General features: G+C 61.7%; 25 protein-coding genes and 2 pseudogenes. 16 read left to right on the top strand and 11 right to left on the bottom strand.

Features of this window, described 5'->3' with window-relative positions; all coding sequences use genetic code 11:
• Window positions 1-58 precede the first annotated feature (58 nt).
• The 3 genes from KW568_RS20265 (at window position 59) to sthA (ending at window position 4,300) form a co-directional block, all read left to right on the top strand.
• A complete protein-coding gene (locus KW568_RS20265) occupies window positions 59-1,522 on the top strand; it encodes a glyceraldehyde-3-phosphate dehydrogenase (protein ID WP_033725352.1) in 1,464 nt (487 codons plus the stop codon).
• Window positions 1,523-1,702: 180 nt separating this feature from the next.
• On the top strand, window positions 1,703-2,701 hold the full coding sequence (locus KW568_RS20260) for an FAD:protein FMN transferase (RefSeq protein WP_004576989.1): 999 nt from the start codon (window positions 1,703-1,705) through the stop codon (window positions 2,699-2,701).
• Window positions 2,702-2,905: 204 nt separating this feature from the next.
• Entirely contained in the window at window positions 2,906-4,300 is a 1,395-nt protein-coding gene (gene sthA, locus KW568_RS20255) for a Si-specific NAD(P)(+) transhydrogenase (RefSeq protein WP_003248797.1), read from the top strand.
• Between the two features lie 48 nt (window positions 4,301-4,348).
• Here sthA and KW568_RS20250 read toward each other — a convergent pair whose 3' ends face one another.
• The gene (locus tag KW568_RS20250) at window positions 4,349-5,065 is read right to left on the bottom strand and encodes a glycerophosphodiester phosphodiesterase (protein ID WP_004576988.1); all 717 of its coding nucleotides are present in this window, start codon (window positions 5,063-5,065) and stop codon (window positions 4,349-4,351) included.
• Between the two features lie 31 nt (window positions 5,066-5,096).
• Window positions 5,097-5,681, bottom strand: coding sequence for a PilZ domain-containing protein (locus KW568_RS20245; protein ID WP_003248801.1), 585 nt, complete (start codon window positions 5,679-5,681; stop codon window positions 5,097-5,099).
• Between the two features lie 93 nt (window positions 5,682-5,774).
• Here KW568_RS20245 and KW568_RS20240 point away from each other — a divergent pair, with 93 nt between their 5' ends.
• Genes KW568_RS20240 through KW568_RS20230 form a run of 3 tightly spaced genes read left to right on the top strand, consistent with a single transcriptional unit; the run spans window position 5,775 to window position 9,018 of the window.
• On the top strand, window positions 5,775-7,025 hold the full coding sequence (locus KW568_RS20240) for a lipoprotein-releasing ABC transporter permease subunit (protein WP_003248802.1): 1,251 nt from the start codon (window positions 5,775-5,777) through the stop codon (window positions 7,023-7,025).
• Between the two features lie 7 nt (window positions 7,026-7,032).
• On the top strand, window positions 7,033-7,716 hold the full coding sequence (gene lolD / locus KW568_RS20235; protein ID WP_014753922.1) for a lipoprotein-releasing ABC transporter ATP-binding protein LolD: 684 nt from the start codon (window positions 7,033-7,035) through the stop codon (window positions 7,714-7,716).
• Between the two features lie 60 nt (window positions 7,717-7,776).
• Window positions 7,777-9,018, top strand: a complete 1,242-nt coding sequence (locus KW568_RS20230; protein WP_003248806.1) for a lipoprotein-releasing ABC transporter permease subunit — start codon at window positions 7,777-7,779, stop codon at window positions 9,016-9,018.
• 39 nt (window positions 9,019-9,057) lie between these two features.
• On the opposite strand, the gene cinS is transcribed toward KW568_RS20230, so the two are convergent.
• Window positions 9,058-10,410 carry a two-component system sensor histidine kinase CinS gene (gene cinS, locus KW568_RS20225; protein ID WP_033726881.1) on the bottom strand — a complete coding sequence of 451 codons (1,353 nt, stop codon included), beginning with the start codon at window positions 10,408-10,410 and terminating at the stop codon, window positions 9,058-9,060.
• Complete coding sequence (gene cinR, locus KW568_RS20220; protein WP_003248810.1) at window positions 10,407-11,087, bottom strand: two-component system response regulator CinR; 681 nt, start codon at window positions 11,085-11,087, stop codon at window positions 10,407-10,409. The genes cinS and cinR overlap by 4 nt, the downstream gene beginning before the upstream one ends.
• Window positions 11,088-11,286: 199 nt before the next feature.
• On the opposite strand from cinR, the gene KW568_RS20215 reads away from it, so the two are divergent.
• Both KW568_RS20215 and queF read left to right on the top strand, forming a co-directional pair.
• A complete protein-coding gene (locus tag KW568_RS20215) occupies window positions 11,287-11,814 on the top strand; it encodes a plastocyanin/azurin family copper-binding protein (protein ID WP_004576986.1) in 528 nt (175 codons plus the stop codon).
• 68 nt (window positions 11,815-11,882) lie between these two features.
• The gene (gene queF / locus KW568_RS20210) at window positions 11,883-12,713 is read left to right on the top strand and encodes an NADPH-dependent 7-cyano-7-deazaguanine reductase QueF (RefSeq protein WP_004576985.1); all 831 of its coding nucleotides are present in this window, start codon (window positions 11,883-11,885) and stop codon (window positions 12,711-12,713) included.
• Between the two features lie 32 nt (window positions 12,714-12,745).
• Here queF and KW568_RS20205 read toward each other — a convergent pair whose 3' ends face one another.
• Entirely contained in the window at window positions 12,746-13,009 is a 264-nt protein-coding gene (locus tag KW568_RS20205) for a DUF4404 family protein (protein WP_004576984.1), read from the bottom strand.
• A gap of 122 nt (window positions 13,010-13,131) precedes the next feature.
• A complete protein-coding gene (locus KW568_RS20200) occupies window positions 13,132-13,695 on the bottom strand; it encodes a hypothetical protein (RefSeq protein ID WP_004576983.1) in 564 nt (187 codons plus the stop codon).
• 201 nt (window positions 13,696-13,896) lie between these two features.
• Here KW568_RS20200 and KW568_RS20195 point away from each other — a divergent pair, with 201 nt between their 5' ends.
• Entirely contained in the window at window positions 13,897-14,604 is a 708-nt protein-coding gene (locus KW568_RS20195; protein WP_003248818.1) for a VacJ family lipoprotein, read from the top strand.
• A 34-nt stretch (window positions 14,605-14,638) separates the two neighbouring features.
• Here KW568_RS20195 and KW568_RS20190 read toward each other — a convergent pair whose 3' ends face one another.
• Window positions 14,639-14,938 carry a PilZ domain-containing protein gene (locus tag KW568_RS20190; protein WP_003248821.1) on the bottom strand — a complete coding sequence of 100 codons (300 nt, stop codon included), beginning with the start codon at window positions 14,936-14,938 and terminating at the stop codon, window positions 14,639-14,641.
• 270 nt (window positions 14,939-15,208) lie between these two features.
• Between KW568_RS20190 and rssB the strand changes: the two genes are divergently transcribed.
• On the top strand, window positions 15,209-16,390 hold the full coding sequence (rssB, locus tag KW568_RS20185) for a two-component system response regulator RssB (RefSeq protein ID WP_259536630.1): 1,182 nt from the start codon (window positions 15,209-15,211) through the stop codon (window positions 16,388-16,390).
• Entirely contained in the window at window positions 16,387-16,869 is a 483-nt protein-coding gene (rssC, locus tag KW568_RS20180; protein ID WP_003248823.1) for an anti-sigma factor antagonist RssC, read from the top strand. The genes rssB and rssC overlap by 4 nt, the downstream gene beginning before the upstream one ends.
• A 148-nt stretch (window positions 16,870-17,017) precedes the next feature.
• Here rssC and KW568_RS20175 read toward each other — a convergent pair whose 3' ends face one another.
• The 3 genes from KW568_RS20175 to dusA form a co-directional block, all read right to left on the bottom strand.
• On the bottom strand, window positions 17,018-18,868 hold the full coding sequence (locus KW568_RS20175; RefSeq protein WP_004576742.1) for an alkaline phosphatase D family protein: 1,851 nt from the start codon (window positions 18,866-18,868) through the stop codon (window positions 17,018-17,020).
• A 179-nt stretch (window positions 18,869-19,047) separates the two neighbouring features.
• The gene (gene tal, locus KW568_RS20170) at window positions 19,048-19,974 is read right to left on the bottom strand and encodes a transaldolase (RefSeq protein ID WP_004576743.1); all 927 of its coding nucleotides are present in this window, start codon (window positions 19,972-19,974) and stop codon (window positions 19,048-19,050) included.
• Window positions 19,975-20,130: 156 nt separating this feature from the next.
• Window positions 20,131-21,141 (bottom strand): tRNA dihydrouridine(20/20a) synthase DusA, encoded by a 1,011-nt coding sequence (dusA, locus tag KW568_RS20165; protein ID WP_004576744.1) that lies wholly within the window; start codon window positions 21,139-21,141, stop codon window positions 20,131-20,133.
• Between the two features lie 251 nt (window positions 21,142-21,392).
• Between dusA and KW568_RS31195 the strand changes: the two are divergent.
• Together KW568_RS31195 and KW568_RS20155 are read left to right on the top strand one after the other, a co-directional pair.
• Window positions 21,393-21,546: pseudogene (locus KW568_RS31195) on the top strand (site-specific integrase); the annotation flags it as partial.
• Between the two features lie 83 nt (window positions 21,547-21,629).
• Window positions 21,630-21,938, top strand: coding sequence for a chorismate mutase (locus KW568_RS20155; protein WP_004576745.1), 309 nt, complete (start codon window positions 21,630-21,632; stop codon window positions 21,936-21,938).
• A 45-nt stretch (window positions 21,939-21,983) separates the two neighbouring features.
• On the opposite strand, the pseudogene KW568_RS20150 reads toward KW568_RS20155, so the two are convergent.
• Window positions 21,984-22,503, bottom strand: a pseudogene (locus tag KW568_RS20150) (LysE family translocator); the annotation flags it as partial.
• A 91-nt stretch (window positions 22,504-22,594) separates the two neighbouring features.
• On the opposite strand from KW568_RS20150, the gene KW568_RS20145 reads away from it, so the two are divergent.
• From KW568_RS20145 to KW568_RS20135, 3 genes are all read left to right on the top strand, one after another.
• Window positions 22,595-23,062 (top strand): hypothetical protein, encoded by a 468-nt coding sequence (locus KW568_RS20145; protein WP_182375228.1) that lies wholly within the window; start codon window positions 22,595-22,597, stop codon window positions 23,060-23,062.
• Between the two features lie 438 nt (window positions 23,063-23,500).
• Complete coding sequence (locus KW568_RS20140) at window positions 23,501-24,064, top strand: TetR/AcrR family transcriptional regulator (protein ID WP_004576748.1); 564 nt, start codon at window positions 23,501-23,503, stop codon at window positions 24,062-24,064.
• Window positions 24,061-25,038, top strand: a complete 978-nt coding sequence (locus KW568_RS20135; protein WP_004576749.1) for a DMT family transporter — start codon at window positions 24,061-24,063, stop codon at window positions 25,036-25,038. The genes KW568_RS20140 and KW568_RS20135 overlap by 4 nt, the downstream gene beginning before the upstream one ends.
• Window positions 25,039-25,088: the final 50 nt, after the last annotated feature.

Genomic DNA, 25,088 nt, shown 5'->3' with positions numbered 1-25,088 from the left:
ACTCATTGCCGGTTCCGCGTTGGGGCGTCATAATGTAGCCCCTTTTTTCTGTCCCTACATGTGGAAGGTTCCCGTGACTCAGAAGCCCGACCAGTGTCTTGGTGAGTGGATTGATCGTGAAGCCCTGGCTGAAGCGATGATCCCGCTTATCGGTCAGCTCTACCGCAATAACAATGTGGTGAGCTCGATTTATGGCCGCAGCCTGATCAACCGTTCGGTTATCTCGATCCTCAAGGCGCACCGCTTTGCGCGCCACCGCCAAACCGACGAAACCGAACTGTCCGTCCACGAGACATTCCCCCTGCTCAAGGCCATGAGCGAGCTGAAACTGGGCGCCGCATCGGTCGACCTGGGCAAGCTGGCCAACAAGTTCAAGCAGGAAGGCAATGGCCGCACTGCCGAGCAGTTCGTCCGTGAAGAGCTGGCCGACGTGGTCGGTCAGCAGAACGCTTCGGCGCGCAAAGGCACCGACGTTGTCCTGTACGGCTTCGGTCGCATCGGCCGCCTGCTGGCGCGCATCCTGATCGAGAAGACCGGTGGTGGTGACGGCCTGCGTCTGCGTGCCATCGTCGTGCGCAAAGGCGCCGAAAACGACCTGGTCAAGCGTGCCAGCCTGCTGCGCCGTGACTCGGTGCACGGCCCGTTCGATGGCACCATCACCATCGACGAAGCCAACAACACCATCACCGCCAACGGCAACCTGATCCAGGTTATCTACGCCAAGAGCCCGAGCGAAGTCGACTACACCCAGTACGGCATCGACAATGCGCTCATCGTCGACAACACCGGCGTATGGCGTGACGCCGACGGCCTGGGCCAGCACCTGGCCTGCCCGGGTGCTGCCCGCGTGATCCTCACCGCGCCTGGCAAGGGCGCGCTGAAGAACATCGTGCACGGTATCAACCACGGTGACATCACTGCCGATGACAAGATCATCTCGGCGGCCTCCTGCACCACCAACGCCATCGTGCCGGTGCTCAAGGCCATCAACGACCAGTACGGCATCGTCAACGGCCACGTCGAAACCGTTCACTCGTTCACCAACGACCAGAACCTGATCGACAACTTCCACAAGGGCAGCCGCCGTGGCCGTGCCGCGCCGCTGAACATGGTAATCACCGAAACCGGCGCCGCCACCGCTGCGGCCAAGGCACTGCCAGTGCTGAAGGGCAAGCTGACCGGCAACGCGATTCGTGTTCCGACGCCGAACGTTTCGATGGCCATCCTGAACCTGAATCTGGAAAAGGCCACCACTCGCGACGAGATCAACGAGTACCTGCGCCAGATCGCCATGCACTCGGAGCTGCACAAGCAGATCGACTACGTGGCTTCGCAGGAAGTGGTTTCGACCGACTTCGTCGGCTCGCGCCACGCCGGTGTGGTTGACGCAGAGGCGACCATCGCCAACGACAACCGCGTTGTTCTGTACGTCTGGTACGACAACGAATTCGGTTATAGCTGCCAGGTGGTTCGTGTGATGGAAGACATGGCTGGTGTGAACCCGCCAGCGTTTCCACGCTGATTCGCTTGTAAGGCAATGAAAAAACGGGAACCTTCGGGTTCCCGTTTTTTTTTATTCTGAATGTGTGTTGTCAGTGCTGGCCCTTTCGCGGGTAAACCCGCGCCTACAGGATTATCGCTGCCTCTGTAGGCGCGGGTTTACCCGCGAAGAGGCCAGCACTGGCAACCGAGAAACCCTACTGTGCGCACAGCCCTACTGTTCATTCTGCTGCTACTCACCGCCTGCAACCAGGGCCCCACCCTGGAGCGCCTGGGTGGCCCGACCATGGGCAGCAGCTACAGCATCCAGTACGTCCGCGAGCCTGGTGGCCCGGAGCCGGCCCAGGTGCAGAGGGCGGTGGAAACCATCCTGCACGACATCGACCACCACTACTCGACCTACCGCGGCGATTCCATCGTAAGCCAGTTCAACCGCTTGCCTGCCGGCCAGTGCCTGGCCCTGCCGCCTGACATGCTCGCGTTGGTCAGCCTGGGCCAGCACCTTGCCGAGCAGAGCGATGGCGCCTTCGATCTCACGGTAGAGCCTTTGCTCGATCTGTGGGGCTTCGGCCCTCAGGCCCGTCACCAGCAGGTGCCCGAACCACAGGCACTGGCCCAGGTACGCCAGCGTGTGGGCTACCAGCACCTGCGCGTCAAAGGTCGAGCCCTGTGCAAGGATGCCCCTGTGCAGCTCGACTTCAACAGTATCGTCGCCGGTCATGCTGTCGACTTGATCGCTGCGCGCCTGCAGGCCATGGGTGTCAGCAGTTTTGTCGCCGAGGCCACTGGCGAGCTGAAGGCGGTTGGCCGCAAGCCTGACGGCAGCCCTTGGCGTATTGCCCTGGAACTGCCCCGCGAAGACCGTCAGATCGCTCGCCAGGTTATTCCGGTCAATAGCCTTTCAGTATCAACCTCGGGTGACTATCGGCACTATTTCGAGCAGAATGGCCGGCGCTATTCGCACACCTTCGATGCCCGCCTCGGGCGCCCGGTCGAACATGACCTGGCTGCCGTTACGGTGCTGGACGCCTCAGCACTGCTGGCCGATGGCTATTCGACGCTGCTACTCATCCTGGGCCCACAGCAAGGCTGGGATTTTGCCGTGGCGCATGACCTGGCTGCGGTTTTGGTGACTCGAGCAGAGGGAGGCTTCGTCTCCCGAGCTACGCCCGCGTTCGAACGGGCAGTGAAAGGCCAGTGAAAGCACAAGCAGGGATGATTGCCGCCACGGAATGGGTGAAGCATATGTAGTGCGGGCAAAATTGGCCTACGACGCGACCAAGGGTTAATGTGCGCGGCGTTCAGGGTTGATTAGACTGCACCCGAATTTTCTCATGGCGCCCCGGCGGCATGATCGTGCCCCGCGAGCGACCGTGGCTTGCGGGCCAGTTCTGAAGGAGTACGCATGGCTGTCTACAACTACGACGTAGTGGTGCTGGGTTCCGGCCCGGCCGGTGAAGGCGCGGCAATGAATGCCGCCAAAGCAGGGCGCAAGGTAGCGATGGTCGATGACCGTCGCCAGGTCGGTGGCAACTGCACCCACTTGGGTACCATTCCGTCCAAGGCACTGCGTCACTCGGTGCGGCAGATCATGCAGTTCAACACCAACCCGATGTTTCGTGCCATCGGCGAGCCGCGCTGGTTCTCGTTCCCGGACGTGCTGAAAAGCGCCGAGAAGGTCATCGCCAAGCAGGTGGCATCGCGCACCGGCTACTATGCCCGTAACCGCGTCGACGTGTTCTTCGGCACCGGCAGCTTTGCCGACGAGCAAACCGTGGAAGTGGTGTGCCCGAACGGCGTGGTCGAGAAGCTCAACGCCAAGCACATCATCATCGCGACCGGCTCGCGCCCCTACCGCCCGGCCGACATCGACTTCCACCACCCGCGCGTGTACGACAGCGACACCATCCTCAGCCTCAGCCATACCCCGCGCAAGCTGATCGTGTACGGTGCCGGCGTGATCGGTTGCGAATACGCTTCGATCTTCAGTGGCCTGGGCGTATTGGTCGAGCTGGTCGACAACCGTGGCCAGTTGCTGAGCTTCCTCGACTCGGAAATTTCCCAGGCGCTGAGCTACCACTTCAGCAACAACAACATCACTGTGCGCCACAACGAAGAGTACGAGCGCGTCGAAGGCCTGGACAACGGGGTGATCCTGCACCTCAAGTCGGGCAAGAAGATCAAGGCCGACGCCTTGCTGTGGTGCAACGGCCGTACCGGCAACACCGACAAGCTGGGCCTGGAAAACATCGGCATCAAGGTGAACAGCCGCGGCCAGATCGAGGTCGACGAGGCCTACCGCACCACCGTGCCGAACATCTACGGTGCCGGTGACGTGATCGGCTGGCCAAGCCTGGCCAGTGCCGCCCATGACCAGGGCCGGTCGGCCGCTGGCAGTATTGTCGATAACGGCAGCTGGCGCTTCGTCAACGACGTGCCGACCGGTATCTACACCATTCCCGAGATCAGCTCGATCGGCAAGAACGAGCAGGAGCTGACCCAGGCCAAGGTGCCGTACGAAGTGGGCAAGGCCTTCTTCAAGAGCATGGCGCGTGCGCAGATCGCCGGCGAGCCGCAGGGCATGCTGAAGATCCTGTTCCACCGCGAAACCCTGGAAATCCTCGGCGTGCATTGCTTCGGCTACCAGGCTTCGGAGATCGTCCACATTGGCCAGGCGATCATGAACCAGCCGGGTGAGCAGAACAATCTGAAGTACTTCGTCAACACCACGTTCAACTACCCGACCATGGCCGAAGCCTATCGGGTAGCTGCCTATGACGGCCTGAACCGGCTTTTTTGAGCGGCTCCGACCGGTGGCCTGAGCCGGTCGGAGAGACCGATTTCAACCCTACCCGAGGGTGGTCTTGGCCAAACCGGGAAAGTCTGTAATCAGGCTGTCCACACCAAAGTCAGCAAGCCGGCGCATCAGTGCCGGCTCGTTGACCGTCCACACCGACACATGCAAACCCTGGCCCTGTGCTTTGAGCAGGCGCTCGGGGGTGCACAGCGTCCAGTTCAATGCCAGCAGTTCGCAGCCGTAGTTCTGTGCCACCTTCAGCGGGTCGAGCCAGGCGTATTCGGCCACCAGCCCGCGCTTCACATCTGGCACCAGTTCCTGGGCGGCGCCCAGTACTTCGCGTGAGCTGGAGGTGATGGTCACCTTGTCCAGCAGGCCATATTGCTGGGCCAGTTCACGGATCGCCAGGACGGTGGTGGCCGCGCGGGTGCGCGAGGCGCTTTTCACCTCCAGTTGCCAGTGTTCGAACGGGCATTTTTCGAACAGCTCTTCCAGTTTCGGGATCGGGCAGGGCTGCACATGGCCCGGGCCGCCTTTGCGGGCATCGATCTTGACCAGTTCGGCGGCCGGGTGCTCGACCACTTTGCCGCGCCGGCCCGTGGTGCGCTTGAGGGTGGGGTCGTGGATGACCATCAGTTCGTTGTCGGATGACAAGTGCAGGTCCAGCTCGCAGCGGGTCACGCCATGGGACAGGCATTGCTGAAAGCTCTTCAGGGTGTTCTCGGGTGCTTCGCCCTTGGCGCCGCGATGGCCGTAGATCAGGGTCACGTTCGTTCCTTCAAATCAGGGAGAAATTGGCTCAGGAGGCGGGGTCGTTCAGTTCCAGCTGCTGGCGCCGTTGCTGTTGCTGGCGCTGCAGGATGTAACGCGCCAGCAGTTGTCGTTGGGCATCGGTCATGTCGATGAACTCGGTGCCGACTTCGAAGCCGCCCTCCGGGCGAGGGTCGCAATGGGTGATCTTGCCGCGCAGCAGCAGGCCATGGGCGCGCGGCATCAGCACCATTTTCACTTTCACCCGGGTGCCGGGGGCAATCTGTGTGGCTTGGGCGGATTCGATGCCGCCTTCGGAAATGACCACCGGCAGCGGCTCGCCGACCTCGCCAAGCAGGGTTTGTGCAACCACCGCGCTGAGCAAGTCGAGGCGCTTGTTCTGTGCCCGCAGGAACGCGGCGAGGGTGCGGTCCTTGTCGCTTAGCTGGCGCAACAGGTGTTGCGACTCGAAGTCGGACAGGTGCAGCTCGCTGAGCAGGTTGAACAACGGCGAATCATCTTGCAACACATCTGGTTCAAGGGCTTCGGCCGCGCTAAGGGGGCTTATTTGAAGTGCGATCCGATCTTCGATGCGGTAGTATTCGCGGCGATCTTCTTCGTCTAATGTCGTCATGGCGAACCCAAGGTAGCGGCGGTGGTCCGAGTGTAAAGCCGCCGTAGGCGCCTCGCCACAAGGACGTTCCCTTTCATCCGAACAAGCCCCGACATGTTCAGACCTCTTTTCGCATTCATCGGCACGCGTTATACCCGTGCCAAACGTCGCAATCACTTCGTCTCGTTCATTTCCCTGACCTCGATGATCGGCCTCGCCCTGGGCGTGGTGGTAATGATCGTGGTGCTGTCGGTGATGAACGGTTTCGACCACGAGATGCGCACCCGCGTGTTGGGGATGATTCCCCATGCCACGCTGGAGAGCGGCCAGCCCATTGCCGACTGGCAGGCCCTTGCCCAACAAGTAAAGCAGAATCCGCAGGTGGTGGCGGTTGCACCGTTCACCCAGATGCAGGGCCTGCTGACCCATGATGGCAAGGTGCAGAAGGTGCTGCTCAACGGCATCGACCCTGCTCGCGAGCGCGAGGTGTCGATCATCGACAACTTCGTCCTGCAAGGCCGCCTGGACCAGTTGGCGCCGGGCGAGTGGGGCATCATGATCGGCGACAAGGCGGCGGCCAAGCTGGGCGTTGCCATCGGCGACAAGCTCACCTTCGTTGCCCCCGAGGTCAGCGTGACCCCCGCTGGCATGTTCCCGCGCATGAAGCGCTTCACCGTGGTCGGCACCTTCCACGTTGGCGCGGGGGAGATCGACGGCTACCTGGGCCTGACCAACATCAGCGACCTGTCCCGCCTGCACCGCTGGAAGCCCGACCAGGTCCAGGGCCTGCGCCTGAAGTTCGACGACCTGTTCCAGGCGCCGCGCGTAGCCTGGAGCATCGCCCAGCAGCTGGGCGAACAGGAGTTCTATAGCCGTGACTGGACCCGTACCCACGGCAACCTGTACCAGGCGATCCGTATGGAAAAGGCCATGATCGGCCTGCTGTTGCTGCTGATCGTGGCGGTGGCGGCGTTCAACATCATTTCCACCCTGGTGATGGTGGTCAACGACAAGCGCGGCGACATCGCCATCCTGCGCACCCTGGGCGCCACGCCCGGGCAGATCATGCTCATCTTCATGGTCCAGGGTACGGTGATCGGGGTGATCGGTACCCTGATCGGCGCCGTCGTCGGGATCTTCGCGGCCCTGAACGTGAGCGCGGCGATCGCCGGCATCGAGACACTGATCGGCCACAAGTTCCTCAACGCCGACGTGTACTTCATCGATTACCTGCCGTCGCAGATCCTGGCCCAGGACGTGTACATGGTCTGCGGTGCGGCACTGGTCCTGAGTTTCTTCGCCACCCTGTATCCGGCCTGGCGTGCGGCCCGCACCCAGCCTGCAGAGGCGCTACGTTATGAGTGAGTCGCGCATGAGTGATAAAGCCGTTCTGAGTTGCCGCAACCTGGGCAAGTCCTACGACGAGGGCCCGGAGTCGGTGCAGGTGCTGTCCGGGCTCAACCTGGAACTGCAGGCCGGTGAGCGGGTGGCCATCGTTGGCAGTTCCGGCTCGGGCAAGAGTACCTTGCTCAACCTGCTGGGCGGCCTCGACCGGCCGACCCAGGGTAGCGTGTGGCTGGCTGGCGAAGAGCTGTCGGCACTGGGCGAGCGTGCCCGTGGCCTGCTACGCAACCGTGAGTTGGGCTTTGTCTACCAGTTCCACCACCTGCTGCCGGAATTCACCGCCATCGAGAACGTGTGCATGCCGCTGCTGATCGGCCGAACGCCCATCCCCGAGGCCCGGGAGCGTGCCGAGGCGCTGCTCAAACGGGTAGGCCTGGGCCACCGTTTGAACCACAAGCCGGCCGAGCTTTCCGGCGGCGAGCGCCAGCGTGTGGCGATTGCCCGGGCGCTGGTCAACCGCCCCGGCCTGGTGATGCTCGACGAGCCGACCGGTAACCTCGACCACCATACCGCCCAAGGCATCCAGGAACTGATGCAGGAGCTGTCCAGCGCTTCGCGCACGGCATTCCTGGTGGTCACCCACGACCTCAACCTGGCGCGGCAGATGGACCGTGTGCTGAAGCTCGACGATGGCCACCTGGTGGCCATCTGATCGACTGCCGGGGTGGCAGGTGCTGCCCCGTTTTCCTGTTTCCATTGGGTGATTTCGTACATGTTCAGACCCTTGCCCATCTTTATCGGCGCGCGCTACACCCGAGCCAAGCGTCGCAACCACTTCATCTCGTTCATCTCCATGACTTCGATGATCGGCCTGTCGCTGGGCGTACTGGCGATGATCGTGGTGCTGTCGGTGATGAACGGCTTCCAGCGCGAAATGAGCTCGCGCATTCTCGGCCTGGTGCCGCATGCCGCCATCCTGGGCGTGCAGCCGCTGGACGATTGGCACAAGGTGGCCGACGCCGCCATGAAGAATCCGGCGGTGATGGCTGTGGCGCCGATTACCGAGATGGAAGGCATGCTGTCGTACAAGGGCGCCATGCAGCCGATCCAGGTGGGTGGTATCGACCCGGCCGAGGAGGGCAAGGTTTCCATCGTTGGCCAGCACATCGTCCAGGGCCGTCTGCAGGGCTTGCAGCCCGGTGAGTTCGGTGTGGTTATCGGTGAGCTGACCGCACGCCGCTTCCGCCTGAACACCGGCGACAAGCTGACCTTGATCGTGCCGGAAATCAGCAAGGAACCGGGTGGCATCACCCCGCGCATGCAGCGCCTCACCGTGGTTGGCATCTTCAAGGTCGGCGCCGAGCTGGATGGGTCGCAGGCCTATATCCATGTTGCTGATGCAGCTGAGATGCAGCGCTGGGCGCCGGGCCAGGTGCAAGGTGTGCGCCTTAAGCTGCACGACCTGTATGCCGCTCCGCAAGTGGCCAAGGCGATTGCTGCCGGGCTTGGGGACGCCTACCGGGCCGATGACTGGTCGCATACCCAGGGCAGCCTGTTCAGCGCCATGAAGATGGAAAAGACCATGATCGGCCTGTTGCTGATGATGATCATCGCGGTAGCGGCGTTCAATATCATCGCCACCCTGGTGATGGTGGTGAACGACAAGGGGCCGGACATTGCCATCCTGCGTACCTTGGGCGCCACGCCGGCGCAGATCATGGGCACGTTCATGGTCCAGGGCAGCCTGATCGGCATTGTCGGCACGCTGATTGGTGGCGTACTGGGCGTGATTGCGGCGTTCAATGTGAGCCAGATCGTCGGCTGGCTGGAGCGGGTGAGCGGGCAGCACATCTTTACGTCGGATGTGTACTTCGTCAGCAGCTTGCCGTCGCAGTTGCAGTGGGGGGATGTGGCGATCATCTGCACCGCCGGCCTGGTGATGAGTTTCCTGGCGACCCTTTACCCGGCCTACCGGGCGTCGCAGGTGCAGCCGGCGATTGGCCTGGCGGTTTGATGTTTGCCTGAGATCCTGGGGGCGTAAAGCGCCCCAGGGTTACCGATCTTGAGCGAACTCGATCACGAATCGGGTCCACCCACCCTCGCACTCCGCCCGTATGCACCCGCCATGGGCCTGCACGATCGACCGGGTAATTGCCAAGCCCAACCCCGCATGCTCGCTGCTGCCTTCCCGCCGCGCCGGGTCCACCCGGTAGAAGCGGTCGAAAAGCCGCGGTAGCGCCGCCGGGTCGATAGCCAGCCCGGTATTGGCCACGTTGATCGTCGGCCCCGGCCCCAGGGTTACCTTGATCTGTCCTCCTGCCGGGGTAAAACGCATGGCGTTGTCCAGCAGGTTGGACAGCGCCCGGCGCAGCATATGCCGGTCACCGTGCAGTACGGCTTCACCCTCGCGCAGCATCTGCACGTCGTTGTCTTCTGCCAGAGGCGCGTAGTACTCCAGCAGCGCATCCACCTCGTCATGCAGCGTCAAAGGCGCGTGCCCCGGTACCAGCAGGCCGTGGTCGGCCTTGGCCAGAAACAGCATGTCGTTGATCATCTGCGCCATCCATTGCAGTTCTTCCAGGTTGCCATGCAGCGCCTCTCGGTATTCTTCGAGGCTGCGTGGGCGGGTGAGGGTGACCTGGGTGTGGGTCAGCAGGTTGGACAGCGGCGTACGCAACTCGTGGGCGATATCGGCCGAGAACGCTGACAGGCGCTGGAAGGCATCGTCCAGGCGCTGCAGCATCGCGTTCATGCTGCTGGCCAGCTCGGCCAACTCTTCGGGCATCTGCGCCACCGGCAGACGGGTGGTGAGCGAACGCGCTGACACGCTGGCGGCCACCTGGCCCATCTGCCGCAATGGGCGCAGGCCGCTGCGGGCGGCCCAGGCACCCAGTAGTGCGGTGGTTAGCGCCGACAGGCCGACCGTCAGCCAGATCAGCCGTTGCATGCCCTGCAGGAAGTGCTGGTGGTGGGTGATGTCGAGGTACAGGGTCAGTCGCGGCGACTGCATGGCGCCCTGTTTCAGGGGCACGGACAGGCTGCGGTAGTCGATGCCTTGCGCATGCAGGGTGGCCAGCCCGGTGGCCAGCGCTGCTTGCGGCAGCCCGCTGCGGCTTTCGAACCAGGTGGCGCCATTGCTGGCGCTGATACGCAAGGCCAAGTCGGCCTGGTGACTCAGTTCATCGCGCAGGGCAGGCAGGCGGGCCTGAAGCTCATCAGCCGTGCTGACATCAGCCAGTTGCGTACGAAACAAGGACAGGCGCGAGTCCAGCAGTTGTTGGTCAAGTTCGACGAAGTGCTGCTCGCTGGCCCGGCTGAATAGCAGGCCGGCGCCTAGCGAGACGGTGGCCGTGCAGGCGGCGAACAGCAGGGCCAGGCGGCTGCCGAGGGAAATCCGGCGCATCACTCGGCACGCTCTTCGAGTACGTAACCCATGCCGCGTACGGTGTGGATCAGCTTGTTGGGGTGCGGGTCGTCGATTTTCAGGCGCAGGCGGCGGATGGCCACTTCGATCACATTGGTGTCGCTGTCGAAGTTCATGTCCCACACCTGCGAGGCGATCAGCGATTTTGGCAGCACCTCACCCTGGCGGCGCAGCAGCAGCTCAAGGAGTGAGAACTCCTTGGCGGTCAGGTCGATGCGCAGCCCGGCGCGCTCGGCGCGGCGTCGGATCAGGTCCAGGCGCAGGTCGGCCAGGCTCAGGGTCGTGTCCTGGCTCGGGCTGGTGCCACGGCGCAGCAGGCTGCGTACCCGGGCCAGCAGTTCGGAAAAGGCGAACGGCTTGACCAGGTAGTCGTCGGCGCCCAGTTCCAGGCCATGCACGCGATCCTCGACGGCGTCGCGGGCGGTCAGGAACAGCACTGGCGTATCCAGGCCTGCCTGGCGCACGGCCTGAAGAATCTGCCAGCCGTCGCGGCCAGGCAGCATCACGTCGAGGATCAGCAGGTCGTGGTCGCCGGTCAGGGCGAGGAACTGGCCGGTCTCGCCATCGGTAGCCAACTCGGTGGCAAAGCCGGCCTCGCTCAGGCCTTGGCTCAGGTACTGGCCGGTGCGGGCCTGGTCTTCGACGATCAGCAGTTTCATGCACTGTCCATATTCTGAAAGGTTGTGCGTAGCCTATGGCGTCGCTTTACCGCTAGCACAGGGGTAATGGGGTGGGTGAAATGATACGTGACGATGTGCCCGCTCGCCCAAACTGACGAAGTTGTAATGTGCCTGTCAGGTAACTGCCAGTCGCCCCGGCTAATGTGGCTTCATCCTGCTGTGTATTCCCGGAGTCATCATGAAACACCTGTTCATTGCCGCCACCCTTGCCCTGGGCAGCCTGCCGGCTGTCGCTAGCCAGGCGCAGAGCTTCGCCTTTGGTGAGCCTGCCCCGGCGGCCAAGGCCACCCGCACGGTCAACGTGGTGCTCAAGGACATTGCCTTCGAGCCCAAAAGCCTGCAGGTAAAAGCCGGCGAGACGGTGCGCTTCGTGCTGGTCAACGAGGGCAACCTGCCGCACGAATTCAACCTGGGCGACAAGGCCATGCATGCCGAACACCAGAAGGAAATGGTTGCCATGCAAGGCAAGATGTTCACCGAGGCCATGAACCACGAAGGCATGGATCACGACAAGATGATGAGCCACGGCCAAATGATGGACCACGGCGATGGCCATGGTCACGGGGGTGGCAACACTGTGATGGTCATGCCTGGCCAGCGCGCCGAACTGACCTGGACCTTCCGCCAATCCGCGCCCATCGAGTTTGCCTGCAACGTGCCGGGGCATTACCAGGCGGGTATGGTGGGGGCATTGACCATTGAGTGACTGGCCCTGCAAGGCGGGGTGCAAAACCGGTAGACTAGGGGCATTTTCGAACCTCTAGGTCAGTTTCCATGCATCCCGCTGCCGAACATTCCCCGCTGGGCAAGTCCAGCGAATACATCGCCACCTACTCCCCGGAGCAGTTGTTCCCGATCCCGCGTACTGCCAAGTGGGCCGAGCTGGGCGTCACTGCACAGACCTTGCCCTGGCTGGGGGTGGATTTCTGGAACTGCTTCGAGCTGAGCTGGTTGCTGCCTTCGGGCAAGCCGGTGGTGGCGATCGGCGAGTTCGCCATCCCGGCGGACTCGCCAAACATCATCGAGTCCAAGTCATTCAAGCTGTACCTCAACTCGCTGAACCAGACGGTGTTCGCCTCGCTGGACGCGTTGCAGGCATGCCTGGAAAAAGACCTGTCCGCCGCTGCCGGCAAGCCGGTGGGGGTGAAGGTGCGCACTTTGGCCGAGGTTGAAGCCCAGGGTGTGGTGGCGTTACCGGGGCAGTGCATCGATGCACTGGATGTGGCCATCAGCAACTACGAGCAGCCGCAACCAGAGCTGTTGCGCTGCGACCCGGCGCGGGTGGTGGAAGAAACCTTGCACAGCCATCTGCTGAAGTCCAACTGCCCGGTCACCGGCCAGCCGGATTGGGGTAGCGTGGTGGTTGAGTACAAGGGCAGGGCGCTGGACCATGCCAGCCTGCTGACCTACCTGATCAGCTTCCGCCAGCATGCCGACTTCCATGAGCAGTGTGTGGAACGGATTTACCTGGACTTGAAGAATCTGCTGCAGCCGGAGCACCTGACGGTCTATGCACGTTATGTGCGCCGCGGTGGGCTGGACATCAACCCGTATCGCAGCACCGGGGCGATCAGCCCGGATAACAAACGCCTGGTTCGGCAGTAATACAGGGGGGCCGCTTAGCGGCCCCCGCTATTTCAGATCCCCATGCTGTGCAGTGAGTTGGCAATGCTGCGCAGGGTGGCAGTGAGGTCGGGGTGGTCGGCCTCGAAGCGTTCGATCGCCAGGTTCACGCCGTCCACCAGGTTGTTGTCTGGCGTGGCTTCCTCAAGTTTCAGCTGCGCCTCGATCTGGCGCGCCTCATCGTGCAGGGCGGCCAGCTCTTCTTCCGAAAGCGGTACGTTGCGGTCCAGTTGCTCGCGCAAGCTGTTCAGGCGCTCTTGCAATTCGCGGGCAGGCATTGGCTATTCTCCATCAATGGCTTGGCAAGCCATGGACCTCGGCGACGTGGCAAAGGTTCTGGCCTGTCTTCAGGGTAATCTACCTGCTGCCGATTTGCATGATCCGCGTCAAGGCTGCTGTATCAGGGTTTTTCACCCTTGCGCCGGCGCTGGGCGATGTCCACCAGGCAGGTGTCCAGCGCTTCCAGATGGTCGATCACCGAGTGCACGCCCAGGCTGAACAGCGCCAGTGTCGCCTTGCTGCGCGCCAGATCCTGCTCTTGCGGGCTCATGGCTTGCCATTGTGTAGAAGTGCGGTCGCATAACGGGCTGCAGGCGGCCAGGCCTACTGTCCACAAGCCGGCGTTAAGGCCAGACTGCAGCAGGCGCGGATCGCCGCTGACCAATACGCAGCCATCCAGGCGCTCGCTGTCCAGCGCCATCAGTGCCTGCCAGCAAGCGTTCGGCGCTGGCCAGCGCACGCCATTGACCGTATGCCCTGGCAGCCAGTCGGGCAGCACATGGGCCAGGCGCTCGCTTTGCGCGGTATTGAGGTCATCCACCCAGATGCACGGCACTTGGCGCTGACGCAGGCTGGCAAGCGTGGCCAGGGCGCCGGGGGCGGGTGATGGCGCGCCATGGGTAGCCTGCACCAGGCAGCCGCGCAAGCCGAACAGCACAGCAGTGAAGGCGGGCGCAGTGTCCATGGCAACTTCCCCCAAATGGTTCGAAGGCTATGCGTTGATTGTTACCGTCTTGTGACATCGGCCGCTGCGCAACAGTTGTTCACAAAATATTCAGCAAAAATGTGTAAGGCTGTTTATCAGCACGCAAGTCTCTATACTGCCGCCTTAACAGCAGCGCGACCTGTTGCGCTTGCGGCCGAGAAATTCGATGGAGAAACATCTATGCGTAGGATCGGTGCCAGTGTGATCGAACGAGTCACCCAGGCCTGTGTCTGTGCCAGCATGCTGCTGGCGCCCGTGGCAGCCACCCAGGCCGCCACCGAGGAAGATCCCTGGGAAGCGGTCAACCGCCCGATCTTCCGCTTCAACGATACCCTCGACACCTATGCCCTCAAACCATTGGCCAAGGGCTACCAAGCGGTCACTCCACAGTTCCTCGAAGATGGCATCCACAACATCTTTCGCAACCTGGGGGACGTGACCAACCTCGCCAACGACGTGCTGCAGCTCAAGCCGCATGCGGCGGGCGTGGATACGGCGCGGTTGATCGTCAACACCACCTTCGGCCTGGGTGGCTTCTTCGATGTGGGTACCAAGATGGGCCTGCAGCGCAACGACGAGGACTTTGGCCAGACCCTGGGCTACTGGGGTGTGCCGAGCGGGCCGTATGTGGTCATCCCGCTGCTGGGCCCAAGCACCGTGCGTGACGGTGTGGCCAAGTACCCGGACACCTATACCAAACCCTATCGCTACATCGACCACGTGCCTACGCGCAACTCGATCTTTGCGCTGGACGTGATCGACACCCGCGCCAGCCTGCTCTCGGCCGAAAAGCTGATTCAGGGTGACAAGTACATCTTCATTCGTAATGCCTACCTGCAAAACCGCGAGTTCAAGGTGAAGGATGGCGAGGTCGAAGACGACTTCTGATCTGTGAACCTGGGGCCGCAAAGCGGCCTCAGGATCAATGCATGGCCAGGATCCGCAGCCCGAACTTCTGCTGCCCGCCCGGCTGGTCGGCAATCCATACCACTTCGGTGCTGGCATGCAGCCCCTTCAGCGCCGGATGGTCGGAGTCGATCCGTACCTCGATCAGATCACCCACCAGAAAGCGCTGCGGCGCCTGTACCTGCATGCCGCCGCTGGACAGGTCCAGGCACACCGCCGCAATGACCTGGCCTTCGTGCAAAAGGCTGACCTCGGTGTCGATGCGCATGCGAATGAAGTCGCGTTTTTCGCTATGGCTGGAGGGCGTGTGGGGCATGCTGCATCCTTCCCGTCGGGTTGCGCTGGTCGACTTTCTTATAACTCCCGGTGATTTGCCCTGTAAAGAGCGGCGAGGTCGACCCCAGCATGCTTGAAACCCCTGCCGGATGGGAGTACCGTCTGCGCCTTACAAGGTACCTCTGACAGTTGCCGGGCAGGTGTTCTTGTCCTACAACTCAAGTAGAGTGTGACCATAAAGAATTCCCGTAGCTGGCCGTCTGCCTTGCCGACACCGCTGCACCAACCTAAATCGGCGCCGTTCGCCCACATGCAGAAAACCAGTGCAACGCTGCTGATCATCGATGACGACGACGTGGTCCGTGCCAGCCTCGCCGCCTACCTTGAAGACAGTGGTTTCAGCGTCCTCCAGGCCAGTAATGGCCAGCAGGGGCTTCAGGTCTTCGAAGAACACCAGCCCGACCTCGTGATCTGCGATCTGCGCATGCCGCAGATGGGCGGCCTCGAACTGATCCGTCAGGTCAGCGAGCGTGCGCCGCAGTTGCCGGTGATCGTGGTGTCCGGTGCCGGCGTCATGAGTGATGCGGTGGAAGCGTTGCGCCTGGGCGCCGCCGACTACCTCATCAAGCCGCTGGAAGACCTGGCCGTACTCGAGCATTCGGTGCGCCGCGCCCTCGACCGCTCGCGCCTTGTGCTGGAAAACCAGCGCTACCGCGACAAGCTCGAAGCCGCCAACCGTGAACTGGAGGCTAGCCTGCACCTGTTGCAGGAGGACCAGACCGCCGGTCGCCAGGTGCAGATGAACATGTTGCCGGAAAGCCCCTGGGTGGCCGGTGAGTTCGCCTTCGAGCACCAGATCATCCCGTCGTTGTACCTATCGGGTGATTTTGTCGATTATTTCCGCGTGGACGAGCGGCGCATTGCTTTCTACCTCGCCGATGTATCCGGGCATGGGGCGTCGTCGGCCTTTGTCACCGTGCTGTTGAAATTCATGACCACGCGCCTCATGTTCGAGCTCAAACGCAGCAGGATGCGTGAGTTCAAGCCGTCTGAAGTGCTCAGCCACATCAACCGCGGCCTGATCAACAGCAAGCTGGGCAAGCACGTCACCATGGTCGGCGGGGTGATCGACGAAGAGTCCGGCCTGCTGACCTACGCTGTCGGCGGCCATTTGCCGTTGCCGGTACTGTATACCCCCGAGCATTGCCGCTACCTGGAAGGCCGCGGCCTGCCGGTGGGGTTGTTCGATGAGGCCACCTACCAGGACCTGGTGGTGGAGCTGCCCCCGCAGTTCAGCCTCAGCCTGATGTCCGATGGCATTCTGGACCTTTTGCCGGGTGATACGCTCAAAGAAAAAGAAGCCGCCTTGCCGGAGATCGTCAAGGCAGCAGGTGGCAGTCTGGATGGGCTGCGTCAACGATTTGGATTGGCTACGCTTGGGGAGATGCCGGATGATATCGCCCTATTGGTGTTGAGCAGGAACCTTCAATGAGTACCGGTAGAATTCAGTTCGCCGAGCAGAGCGGTACCTTCGTACTGAAATTCGTTGGTGAAGTGCGCCTGACCCTGTGTTCGGCGCTGGATGCGACGATCGAGAAGATTTTCACTGCGCTGAACTTCTCGGCGATTGTCATCGACCTGACTGAAACCGAGAGTATCGACAGCACCACACTGGGCCTGCTGGCGAAGCTGTCGATCCTGTCGCGGCAGAAGGTGGGCCTGCTGCCGACGGTGGTGACTACCAATCCGGACATTTCACGGCTATTGCAGTCGATGGGCTTCGATCAGGTGTTCAACATTGTCGATCGGCCGATACCCTGCACCGATTGCCTGACCGACTTGCCGTCGCAGGACCAGAATGAAGAGGTGGTGCGCTCCAAGGTGCTGGAGGCGCACAAGATCCTCATGGGCCTGAATGACTCCAACCGCGAAGCCTTCCATGATCTGGTCAATGCGCTGGAGCGGGGCTGATCTCTGGCCTGTGCCGGCCTCTTCGCGGGTAAACCCGCTCCTACGACGGCCTGCGCCCAAACACCAATGTGTGTCCACCCCCAATCAGGTGTAGGAGCGGGTTTACCCGCGAAGAGGCCGGCACAGGCTGTAAAAACTCTGAATCTCACTACGCCCGGTTTTTAAACTCTGTAGCCTCACCCCCGCCCGCATCCAGCTGATACACCCGCGCCGGCCGCCCCTGTTCATCAAAAAACACCTGTCCCAGCCCGGCACCATTCCACAACCGTTCCCCCGCCTTGCTATGGTTCGGCGTGCGCGGCACCACTTCCATCTCCCGCCGCTTGGTAAACCAGTTGAGCGGCGAGCGCGGCGCATACAACCAGCGGTTGAGCCGGTCGAGCACATCCAGCAAACGCCGGGGGAACTCGTTCTTGATTCCGCTGCTGGTCACCTGCCACAAGTGCGGGCTGCGCTGGCGGTGGCGAATCAGCACCTCATACACGAACGAGTAATGCACATCTCCCGACAGCACCACGTAGTGCCCCGGCGTGCGCGAGTGGCGGAAGATATTGAGGATGACCTGCGCTGCACCGCGGTGGGCCATCCAGTTCTCGGCATCCACCAGCAGCGGGTAGCCCAGCCAGCTGAACACCTTCTGCACCGTCTCGATCAGCTTCACCCCGAAAATCGGCGCAGGCGACACGATGACTGCCGAGGGATGATCGAGCAGTGCTTGCTGCAATTCACTCAGCGCTTCCCAGTCCAGCAGGCCGGACGGCTTGGCCAGGTTACTTTCGCTGCGCCAGCGGCGGGTGCGGGTATCCAGTACCAGCAGCGGTGGTTCTGTCGGCAGGCTGAACTGCCAACCCTGGAAGCGCAGCAGCTCGCCAATCAGCTCATCCTGGTTCTGGCGGGTCAGCACCTGGCACTGTTCGATCAGCGGATTGCAATCGTCCGGGCTGTTGCCCCAGGCCTGGCAGAGCAGGTAGCCGAGCAAGGCGTTGCCGATGATCCTTCGCGAGAATGGGTGGCCGTAGGCCGTTTCCTCCCACTGCGCCGAGAGGTTCCAGTCGTCCGTAATGTCGTGGTCATCGAAGATCATCAGGCAGGGCAGGTGGGCCATCACCCGCGCCACCTGACCGAGATTGTCGGCAAACCCCTGGATCAGCGGCAGCTCTTGCCGGTATCGGGCTTGATGCTCGTCGCTGAGCCCGCTGGGGATGCCCAGGTCCACCAGCTGCCAGGGCACCGGCGACCACACCAACAGGTACATGGCCATGACTTCGGCGAAGGTCACCAGGTGGTTGTCGGCGTTGCTGGACGAGAAGATCGGCTTGCGCTTGCCGCCGAAAAAACGCTCGCGCAGGGTGTCGTTGCGTTCTAGCGCCGGCAGCAGGTCGGCGCGGTGGTAGTAGCTGGCCGGGTGCTGGTACAGCGCCTGGCTGTCGGCTACCACCGCACCCTCCAGTTGCTCGTCGAACAAGCCCAGGCGCGAGATCAGGCTATGGATGGCGCGCAGCATGGGGCCAGCGACATCGTCTGCGTAAACCTGGTCGCCCGTCATCACCAGCACGGCGGGGCGGTCTTCGGGCTTCTTGCACCCCTGCAGCAGCCGGTCGGCGCACAGCAGGCCGTCGGCAGCAGGGTGGTGCGGCTTGCGGCAGGAGCCGTGCAGCAACTGGTCGAGGCGCTCACGCAGCACCAGGTTTGGGCGCTGGGCGCCCGGGTAGAGCAAGTGCGGCGCCCAGTCGGCGATACCCTGGCCGTTGATCAGCAGGTCATAGTCGAGCAACTGGTTGCAGGGCAGGGGGCTGGCGAATTGGATGTCCAACAGGTGAACGTAGGCATGCTGGCCAATGGGCACCACCTGGCAATCGACGTGGGCCTCGCTTGCCAGGCAGACGAACGCGGGCTGCAGCGGTTGGGTAGTGACCAGCCAGACGGCCAGACGCTGGGGTTCCAGGCGGCGCAGTACCGGGCCGGCGAGAACGAGGGGCAACGGGTTAGGGGAGGTCATCGACAGCTCGGGTGGCTATGGCGGCCTGTTCGCGGGCAAGCCCGCCCTTACATCGATCGGTGTAGGAGCGGGCTTGCCCGCGAACAGGCCCGAGAATTCAATACACAACTAAGGCGTGGCAAACAAAACGGGCGAAAAATACTGAACACTTCCCGCCCGTCAGGCAAACACGAACTGTATCAGGCCTTTTGAGCCATCAACTTCTCCAGCTTTTCCTGGTCCCGCGCAAACTGGCGGATACCTTCGGCCAGTTTCTCGGTGCCCATGGCGTCTTCGTTCATCGCCCAGCGGAACTGGCTTTCGTTCAGGTGCTGCTTGGCTTCACCGGCGTTGCCCGGTTTCAGCACCTGCGGCAATTCACCCTGGTCATCACTCAGCTGCTGCAGCAGCTCGGGGCTGATGGTCAGGCGGTCACAGCCGGCCAGTTGTTCGATCTGGCCGATATTGCGGAAGCTGGCGCCCATGACCACGGTGTTGTAACCATTGGCCTTGTAGTAGTTGTAGATGCGCGTAACCGACTGCACGCCTGGGTCCTCGGCGCCCACGTATTCCTGGCCGGTACTCTTCTTGTACCAGTCGTAGATACGGCCCACGAACGGCGAAATCAAAAACACCCCGGCATCGGCACAAGCCTGGGCCTGGGCGAAGGAGAACAGCAGGGTAAGGTTGGTCTGAATGCCTTCCTTCTCCAGCTGCTCGGCGGCGCGAATGCCTTCCCAGGTGGAGGCCAGCTTGATCAGAACACGCTCTTTTGCCACTCCGGCCGCCTCGTACAGGGCGATCAGCTGACGAGCCTTGTTCAGCAGGGCTGGCTCATCGAACGACAGGCGTGCATCCACCTCGGTGGAGATTCGCCCCGGGATGACCTTGAGAATGCCCGAGCCTACCGCCACCGCAAACTTGTCGCAGGCCAGGTCGACATTACCCTTGGCGTCGGCCTTCACCTGTTTCAGCAGGTCGGCGTAGCCCGGGATGGCAGCAGCCTTGAGCAGCAGTGACGGGTTGGTGGTGGCATCGACCGGCTTCAGGCGGGTGATGGCGTCCAGGTCCCCGGTGTCGGCGACCACGGTGGTGAACTGCTTGAGTTGTTCCAGCTTGGAGGTCATGGGCGTGCTCTGTCCTGTGCATTTACTCGACATTACCCGAGCCCCGACAGCCGCTCAAGGGCCGCCGAAACCCTGCGGACCCGCTGGCCCGCACAGGGCTGTACGAAAGGTGAAGATTCGAGTCGCAAGCAAGCCCGAGGTTCCCTCCCTCTGAGGTCACCGCCCCTGCAACAACTCCACGGCCTGGTCAAACACCGCCAAGGGTTCGGCCGCCTTGTGAATGTCTGCCGACAGCAACTGGCGGAAGCGCCGCGCCCCTTTGAATCCTTGGGCCAGCCCCAGAATATGCCGGGTAACGTGGTGCATCGCACCGCCACTTTCCATATGCGTCACGATGTAAGGCCGCAGTTGCGCCAATGCCTCGCTACGGCTGACCACCGGCGCATCGCTGCCAAACAGTTGCTGGTCCACCTCGGCCAGCAGATAAGGGTTGTGATACGCCTCGCGCCCCAGCATCACGCCATCGAAGGTTTCAAGGTGTGCCTGGCATTCGTCCAGGGTCTTGATCCCGCCGTTGAGCACGATCTCCAGGTCCGGGAAGTCCCTCTTCAACTGCGCTGCGATGTCATAGCGCAGCGGCGGGATCTCGCGGTTCTCTTTCGGCGACAGCCCTTCGAGAATCGCGATGCGTGCATGCACGGTAAAACTCCGGCAGCCGGCCTCACGCACCTGGCCGACGAAGTCGCTCAGTTCGGCGTAGCTGTCACGGCCGTTGATACCAATGCGGTGCTTCACCGTGACAGGCGTCGATACGGCGTCACGCATGGCCTTCACGCAGTCGGCCACCAGCGCCGGGTGAGCCATCAGGCACGCGCCGATCATGTTGTTCTGCACCCGGTCGCTCGGGCAGCCAACGTTGAGGTTGACCTCATCGTAGCCCGCTTCTTCAGCCAGGCGCGCACACGCGGCCAGGTCGGCCGGCACACTGCCGCCCAGTTGCAGGGCCAACGGGTGCTCAGAAGCATCGTGGCGCAGGAAACGGTGGGCGTCGTTGTGCAGCAGGGCACCGGTGGTGACCATTTCGGTGTAGAGCAGGGTTTGCCGGGAGAGCAGGCGCAGGAAGAACCGGCAATGCCTGTCGGTCCAGTCCATCATAGGGGCAACGCTGAAGCGGCGTGACGGCTCAGGGCGCGTGGTTTGTGGCTTTGAAGCTGATTCTAGGGGCATTCTGGGCTACGCATTTATGTACCATTTTCCGGGGGCGTGTTGGGTTTGATAGTGGTGCGGGCTACCGCCGCCAAACACACTCGTACCACCGGAAATCATGGCAACGATCAGAGCAAGGAAAAAGGCCGATGGAATGGTTAGCTATACCGTCCAGATCCGCCTCAAGAAAAAGGGTGTCCTAGTCTACCAAAGGTCCCAGACATTCGCCCGCCAGCAGGCTGCTCAAGCCATGGCGAAAGATGATTGGCGTGGACGATCTGCATTTTCACGACATGCGCCACGCAGGCGTGAGCTGGTTGTTCGATAAGGAGTGAGATATCCCGCGTGCATGCAGTGTTTCCGGTCATCGTGACGGGCCACTCGCTGCGGCGTTACACCCCTCTGAGGAGCGTGAAGCGAACCTAGCATAGAAGCTACACTGCACGACCCAGTCACCCACGACAGCCTGCTCCAATCCATCGCAGGCTCATGAAAAGGAAGTCAAGCAAATGGATGTACCTTGCACCTCTCTGGACGAAGTCCGTCAACGGATCGATGAAATCGACCGCAGCCTCGTTTCGCTTCTCGCCAAACGTGGAAGGCTCGTGACGCAAGCAGCGGGCTTCAAGAAAACCACCGATGATGTGCGTGCACCTGCTCGGGTCGAGCAAGTGATCAAGGAGGTTCGTGAGATGGCTGACGAAACCGGTGCCTCGGCTGAGGTGGTGGAACAGGTCTATCGGGCGATGATTTCGGCCTTCATCGCCGAGGAACTGAACACCCATGCGAAGCTGGCCGTCGAGGCTTCAGCATCGTGATGAAACGCGGGGCTCATACGCAGCCCCGCCGCTTTCTCCTGCTTGCTATCTCTGGCTCAACGCCGCAATCGAGACGCCAGACGCAACGAAGGTGAGGCCTGCGCCCACGTTCAGCCCATTCACCAGCCGTGGCCGCCGGTACAGGTAGCGAGACAGTCCCGTGGCGAAAATGCCCATCAAGGCAAACCCCAATGCCGTGAGTGCAGCGAACCACACGCCGTAAACCAACATCTGCACGCTGACCGACCCGCGTGCGGGGTCGACGAACTGGGGAATGAGCGCCAGCACGAACAAACCTGGCTTGGGGTTGAGCGCAGCCGAAAGCAGACCGGTCAGAAAAATGCTGGATAGCGATTGCCTGGACGCCGGCTGAAAGCTTATCAGGCTACGAGCGCCCAGCACCTTGATCCCTAGCCAGAGCAGATAGCCGGCAGAGCTTGATCACCCAAAATGCGAGCACCGAGGTTTGCATCAGTAGGGTAAGGCCTAACGAGGCGGCTGCAACGTGAAACAGAATGCCTGCGCCGGACGCCACGCCGGACACGGCCGCTGCGACGTTACCCTGGCAGTCTGTCGGAATGCGAGAACTTTGGTGGCTGTATCAGGTCCAATCTGCACTTTAGCCACCCACTCGCGCCTCCGGAGCCGAACAAAAAATGAAAAAACCTTTGGTTGCTGTCTTTGCTTGTGCATTGGCACTCGGGATGACGGCATTCTTGCCCGCCGATATCTCCCCGATCAGTTCCGCCTATGCCAAGGGTGGTGGCGGTGGCGGTGGCGGTGGCGGTGGTGGCGGCGGCGGTGGTCATGGCGGTGGCGGCGGACATGGCGGTGGAAACGGCGCCGGACATGGCGGTGGCATGGGAGGGCATAGTGGAAGCGGGAAGGGCCTTGGAAGTGATCACGCTGGAAAGGCGACCCGCGATCATGGGGTAAGCGGCAATCATTACGGAAGCTCGCGCAACAGCGACAACGGTCATGGCACCACCACCTCGGGTGTCGCTCACTCCAAGGACACTCGCGGTTTGGCCAAGTCCACGGCCATCTCTGGAACGACGCCAGGCGATCATAATTCGAAAGGCCTCAGCAACGCTGTCGGGTCTTCTTCAAAAAATGATCGATGATTTGACCGCATCCATGCCGTACCGGCTTTAGCGTGCACGAAAGCCGAGCATAGGCCGGGCTAAATGAATGGGTCACCCCCACACCCTGCGAGGGCTAAGCTTTCGCAGGGTGTTTTGTTTTGGAGGCCATCATCACGAGCGAGTCAGCACGGGTCGGGATCGATCTCGGTAAACACAGTTGCCACCGGCATGCCCAAGACACGTTGGGCCAAGCGGTGTTTCGCAAGCGGGTAGACGGCACGATCAGCCACACAGCCCCGATTCGCATCCCAAGTACAGGGGGCGCTTAGCTGGCGTAGCAAGTCTCTGATTGGCCAGGCCTGCATTTTGCTGCTGCGCTCTGTGTCGTAGCGGCCATGCTTCAGGTCGTATCTGGATGCGGTCTGAATCTTACCGGTCAGTATAGTCAGCTCCGTCCCTTTGCCGGAGTGCCTTGAATTGGACAATACCCGTGAGCGTTTGATTGATGCCGCGCTGAAGCTGTTTCTGTCGCAAGGTGTATACGTGACGGGGGTAACGGCCATTGCCGCGATGGCGGGTGTTACCAAAATGACGCTCTACAGCCATTTCCCCTCCAAGGATGCGCTGATAGTGGCGTGCCTTGAGGAGCGTGACCGACGCTGGCGTGAAGAGGTAGCGTGCACCTTGGCCAGGCATCCTGAGCCGGTCAGTGGCATGCTCGCTTTTTTCGATCTGTATGAACGCTTTCTTTTAAAAGATAGCGAGCGCGGGTGCCTGTTCGTTAACAGTGCGGCTGAATTCCCCCAGTTTAGCCACCCCGTGCATTTGGCAGTGAGCCGGCATAAGCAAGGGATACGCGAAAACCTTGCTGCCTTGGCCATGAGCGCCGGTATAAACGACCCCGACGCAGTTGCCCAAGGGCTGTTTATCTTGCTGGAGGGCAGTTTTGTCAGCGGCGCGATGGGCCAGGACGTGCGGGTATTCGACACTGCCCGACAAATAGCTCATTGCTGGATCCAGAGGCAGGAGCAGGGCGTATGACCCTGGGCTTGTTAGCGGCCATTGCCGCCACCTTTTCCTGGTCACTGCTCTACATCTTTCCGGGGCTGGTCGGTGACTACAGCCTTTTTGACCTGGCAGTGGTGAGCTATGCCTTTGCCGGGTTAGGTAGCCTGCTGGTGCTGTTCGTTTACCGTAGCGCAGTGCGGCAATTGCGACTGATTGACTGGGCCTGTGCCGCACTGCTGGGCTTCTTGGGATACATTGGCTACTTCTTCCTGATCACCACTGCGGTCTTGGCAGCCGGGCCGGTGATCCCTCCGGTGATGATGGGGTCAGTACCGATCGTGCTTGCGATTGCCGGCAACCTGCGCAGTGCCAGCGTGCCCTGGCGCGCCATTGCCGGGCCACTGCTGGTGGCGGGTCTGGGCATCAGCCTGGTCAATCTGAGTGTGTTTGATGCTAGCCGTGCGGCGGCAGTGCTCCCAACCGCATCGTTACTGCTTGGGCTGCTTGCATCATTGCTGGCAATCGCATTCTGGACCGGTTTTGGTCTATTGAATGAAAGTGCTTTGGCTCGACGCCCAAGCATGTCTCCCATGTTGTGGTCAGCCATGTTGATCTTCATGTGCAGTGTCGAAATGCTGGCGTTCATCCCGGTTGGGCTGTACTTGAAACTGTCTCATTTCGCTAGCCATCCGAGCGGATTGGCAGGTACTCAGGCGCTGATCGTCTGTGGGCTGATTCAGGGGTTAGGGGCCACCCTTGCAGGTGCCTGGGCATGGTCAATCGCAACGCGGCGTCTACCGCTGGCGCTGAGCGGGCAATTGATCGCCAGCGGGACCATTTATGCAACTACGATGGGCCTGCTCATCAACCAACGCTGGCCGTCTCCTATGGAAGCGCTTGGAACAGGCATGTTGTTCGTCGGGGTGGTGTGGGCTATTCACGCCTTTTACCGCAAGCAAACACGCCTCCAGACACATGGCGGGATAACTGACCTTGGCCGACACTGATGGGACTGGTTTGCGATCATCCCTTGATTGATTCGTCGCCTGGATCGGAA

This window comes from Pseudomonas sp. HD6515, from assembly GCF_024971855.1.
Lineage (GTDB): Bacteria > Pseudomonadota > Gammaproteobacteria > Pseudomonadales > Pseudomonadaceae > Aquipseudomonas > Aquipseudomonas alloputida.
Note: the sequence above shows the minus strand (reverse complement) of the source record. Positions and strands in the feature narration are given on the sequence as shown.

What these genes read in the sequence shown, in the direction of transcription:
- KW568_RS20265 (WP_033725352.1), top strand. Translation starts at nt 59, where the DNA reads ATGTGGAAGGTTCCCGTGACTCAGAAGCCCGACCAGTGTCTTGGTGAG.
- sthA (WP_003248797.1), top strand. Translation starts at nt 2,906, where the DNA reads ATGGCTGTCTACAACTACGACGTAGTGGTGCTGGGTTCCGGCCCGGCC.
- KW568_RS20245 (WP_003248801.1), bottom strand. Translation starts at nt 5,681, where the DNA reads ATGACGACATTAGACGAAGAAGATCGCCGCGAATACTACCGCATCGAA.
- KW568_RS20240 (WP_003248802.1), top strand. Translation starts at nt 5,775, where the DNA reads ATGTTCAGACCTCTTTTCGCATTCATCGGCACGCGTTATACCCGTGCC.
- lolD (WP_014753922.1), top strand. Translation starts at nt 7,033, where the DNA reads ATGAGTGATAAAGCCGTTCTGAGTTGCCGCAACCTGGGCAAGTCCTAC.
- KW568_RS20230 (WP_003248806.1), top strand. Translation starts at nt 7,777, where the DNA reads ATGTTCAGACCCTTGCCCATCTTTATCGGCGCGCGCTACACCCGAGCC.
- cinR (WP_003248810.1), bottom strand. Translation starts at nt 11,087, where the DNA reads ATGAAACTGCTGATCGTCGAAGACCAGGCCCGCACCGGCCAGTACCTG.
- KW568_RS20215 (WP_004576986.1), top strand. Translation starts at nt 11,287, where the DNA reads ATGAAACACCTGTTCATTGCCGCCACCCTTGCCCTGGGCAGCCTGCCG.
- queF (WP_004576985.1), top strand. Translation starts at nt 11,883, where the DNA reads ATGCATCCCGCTGCCGAACATTCCCCGCTGGGCAAGTCCAGCGAATAC.
- KW568_RS20205 (WP_004576984.1), bottom strand. Translation starts at nt 13,009, where the DNA reads ATGCCTGCCCGCGAATTGCAAGAGCGCCTGAACAGCTTGCGCGAGCAA.
- KW568_RS20200 (WP_004576983.1), bottom strand. Translation starts at nt 13,695, where the DNA reads ATGGACACTGCGCCCGCCTTCACTGCTGTGCTGTTCGGCTTGCGCGGC.
- KW568_RS20195 (WP_003248818.1), top strand. Translation starts at nt 13,897, where the DNA reads ATGCGTAGGATCGGTGCCAGTGTGATCGAACGAGTCACCCAGGCCTGT.
- KW568_RS20190 (WP_003248821.1), bottom strand. Translation starts at nt 14,938, where the DNA reads ATGCCCCACACGCCCTCCAGCCATAGCGAAAAACGCGACTTCATTCGC.
- rssB (WP_259536630.1), top strand. Translation starts at nt 15,209, where the DNA reads ATGCAGAAAACCAGTGCAACGCTGCTGATCATCGATGACGACGACGTG.
- rssC (WP_003248823.1), top strand. Translation starts at nt 16,387, where the DNA reads ATGAGTACCGGTAGAATTCAGTTCGCCGAGCAGAGCGGTACCTTCGTA.
- KW568_RS20175 (WP_004576742.1), bottom strand. Translation starts at nt 18,868, where the DNA reads ATGACCTCCCCTAACCCGTTGCCCCTCGTTCTCGCCGGCCCGGTACTG.
- tal (WP_004576743.1), bottom strand. Translation starts at nt 19,974, where the DNA reads ATGACCTCCAAGCTGGAACAACTCAAGCAGTTCACCACCGTGGTCGCC.
- dusA (WP_004576744.1), bottom strand. Translation starts at nt 21,141, where the DNA reads ATGCCCCTAGAATCAGCTTCAAAGCCACAAACCACGCGCCCTGAGCCG.
- KW568_RS20155 (WP_004576745.1), top strand. Translation starts at nt 21,630, where the DNA reads ATGGATGTACCTTGCACCTCTCTGGACGAAGTCCGTCAACGGATCGAT.
- KW568_RS20145 (WP_182375228.1), top strand. Translation starts at nt 22,595, where the DNA reads ATGAAAAAACCTTTGGTTGCTGTCTTTGCTTGTGCATTGGCACTCGGG.
- KW568_RS20135 (WP_004576749.1), top strand. Translation starts at nt 24,061, where the DNA reads ATGACCCTGGGCTTGTTAGCGGCCATTGCCGCCACCTTTTCCTGGTCA.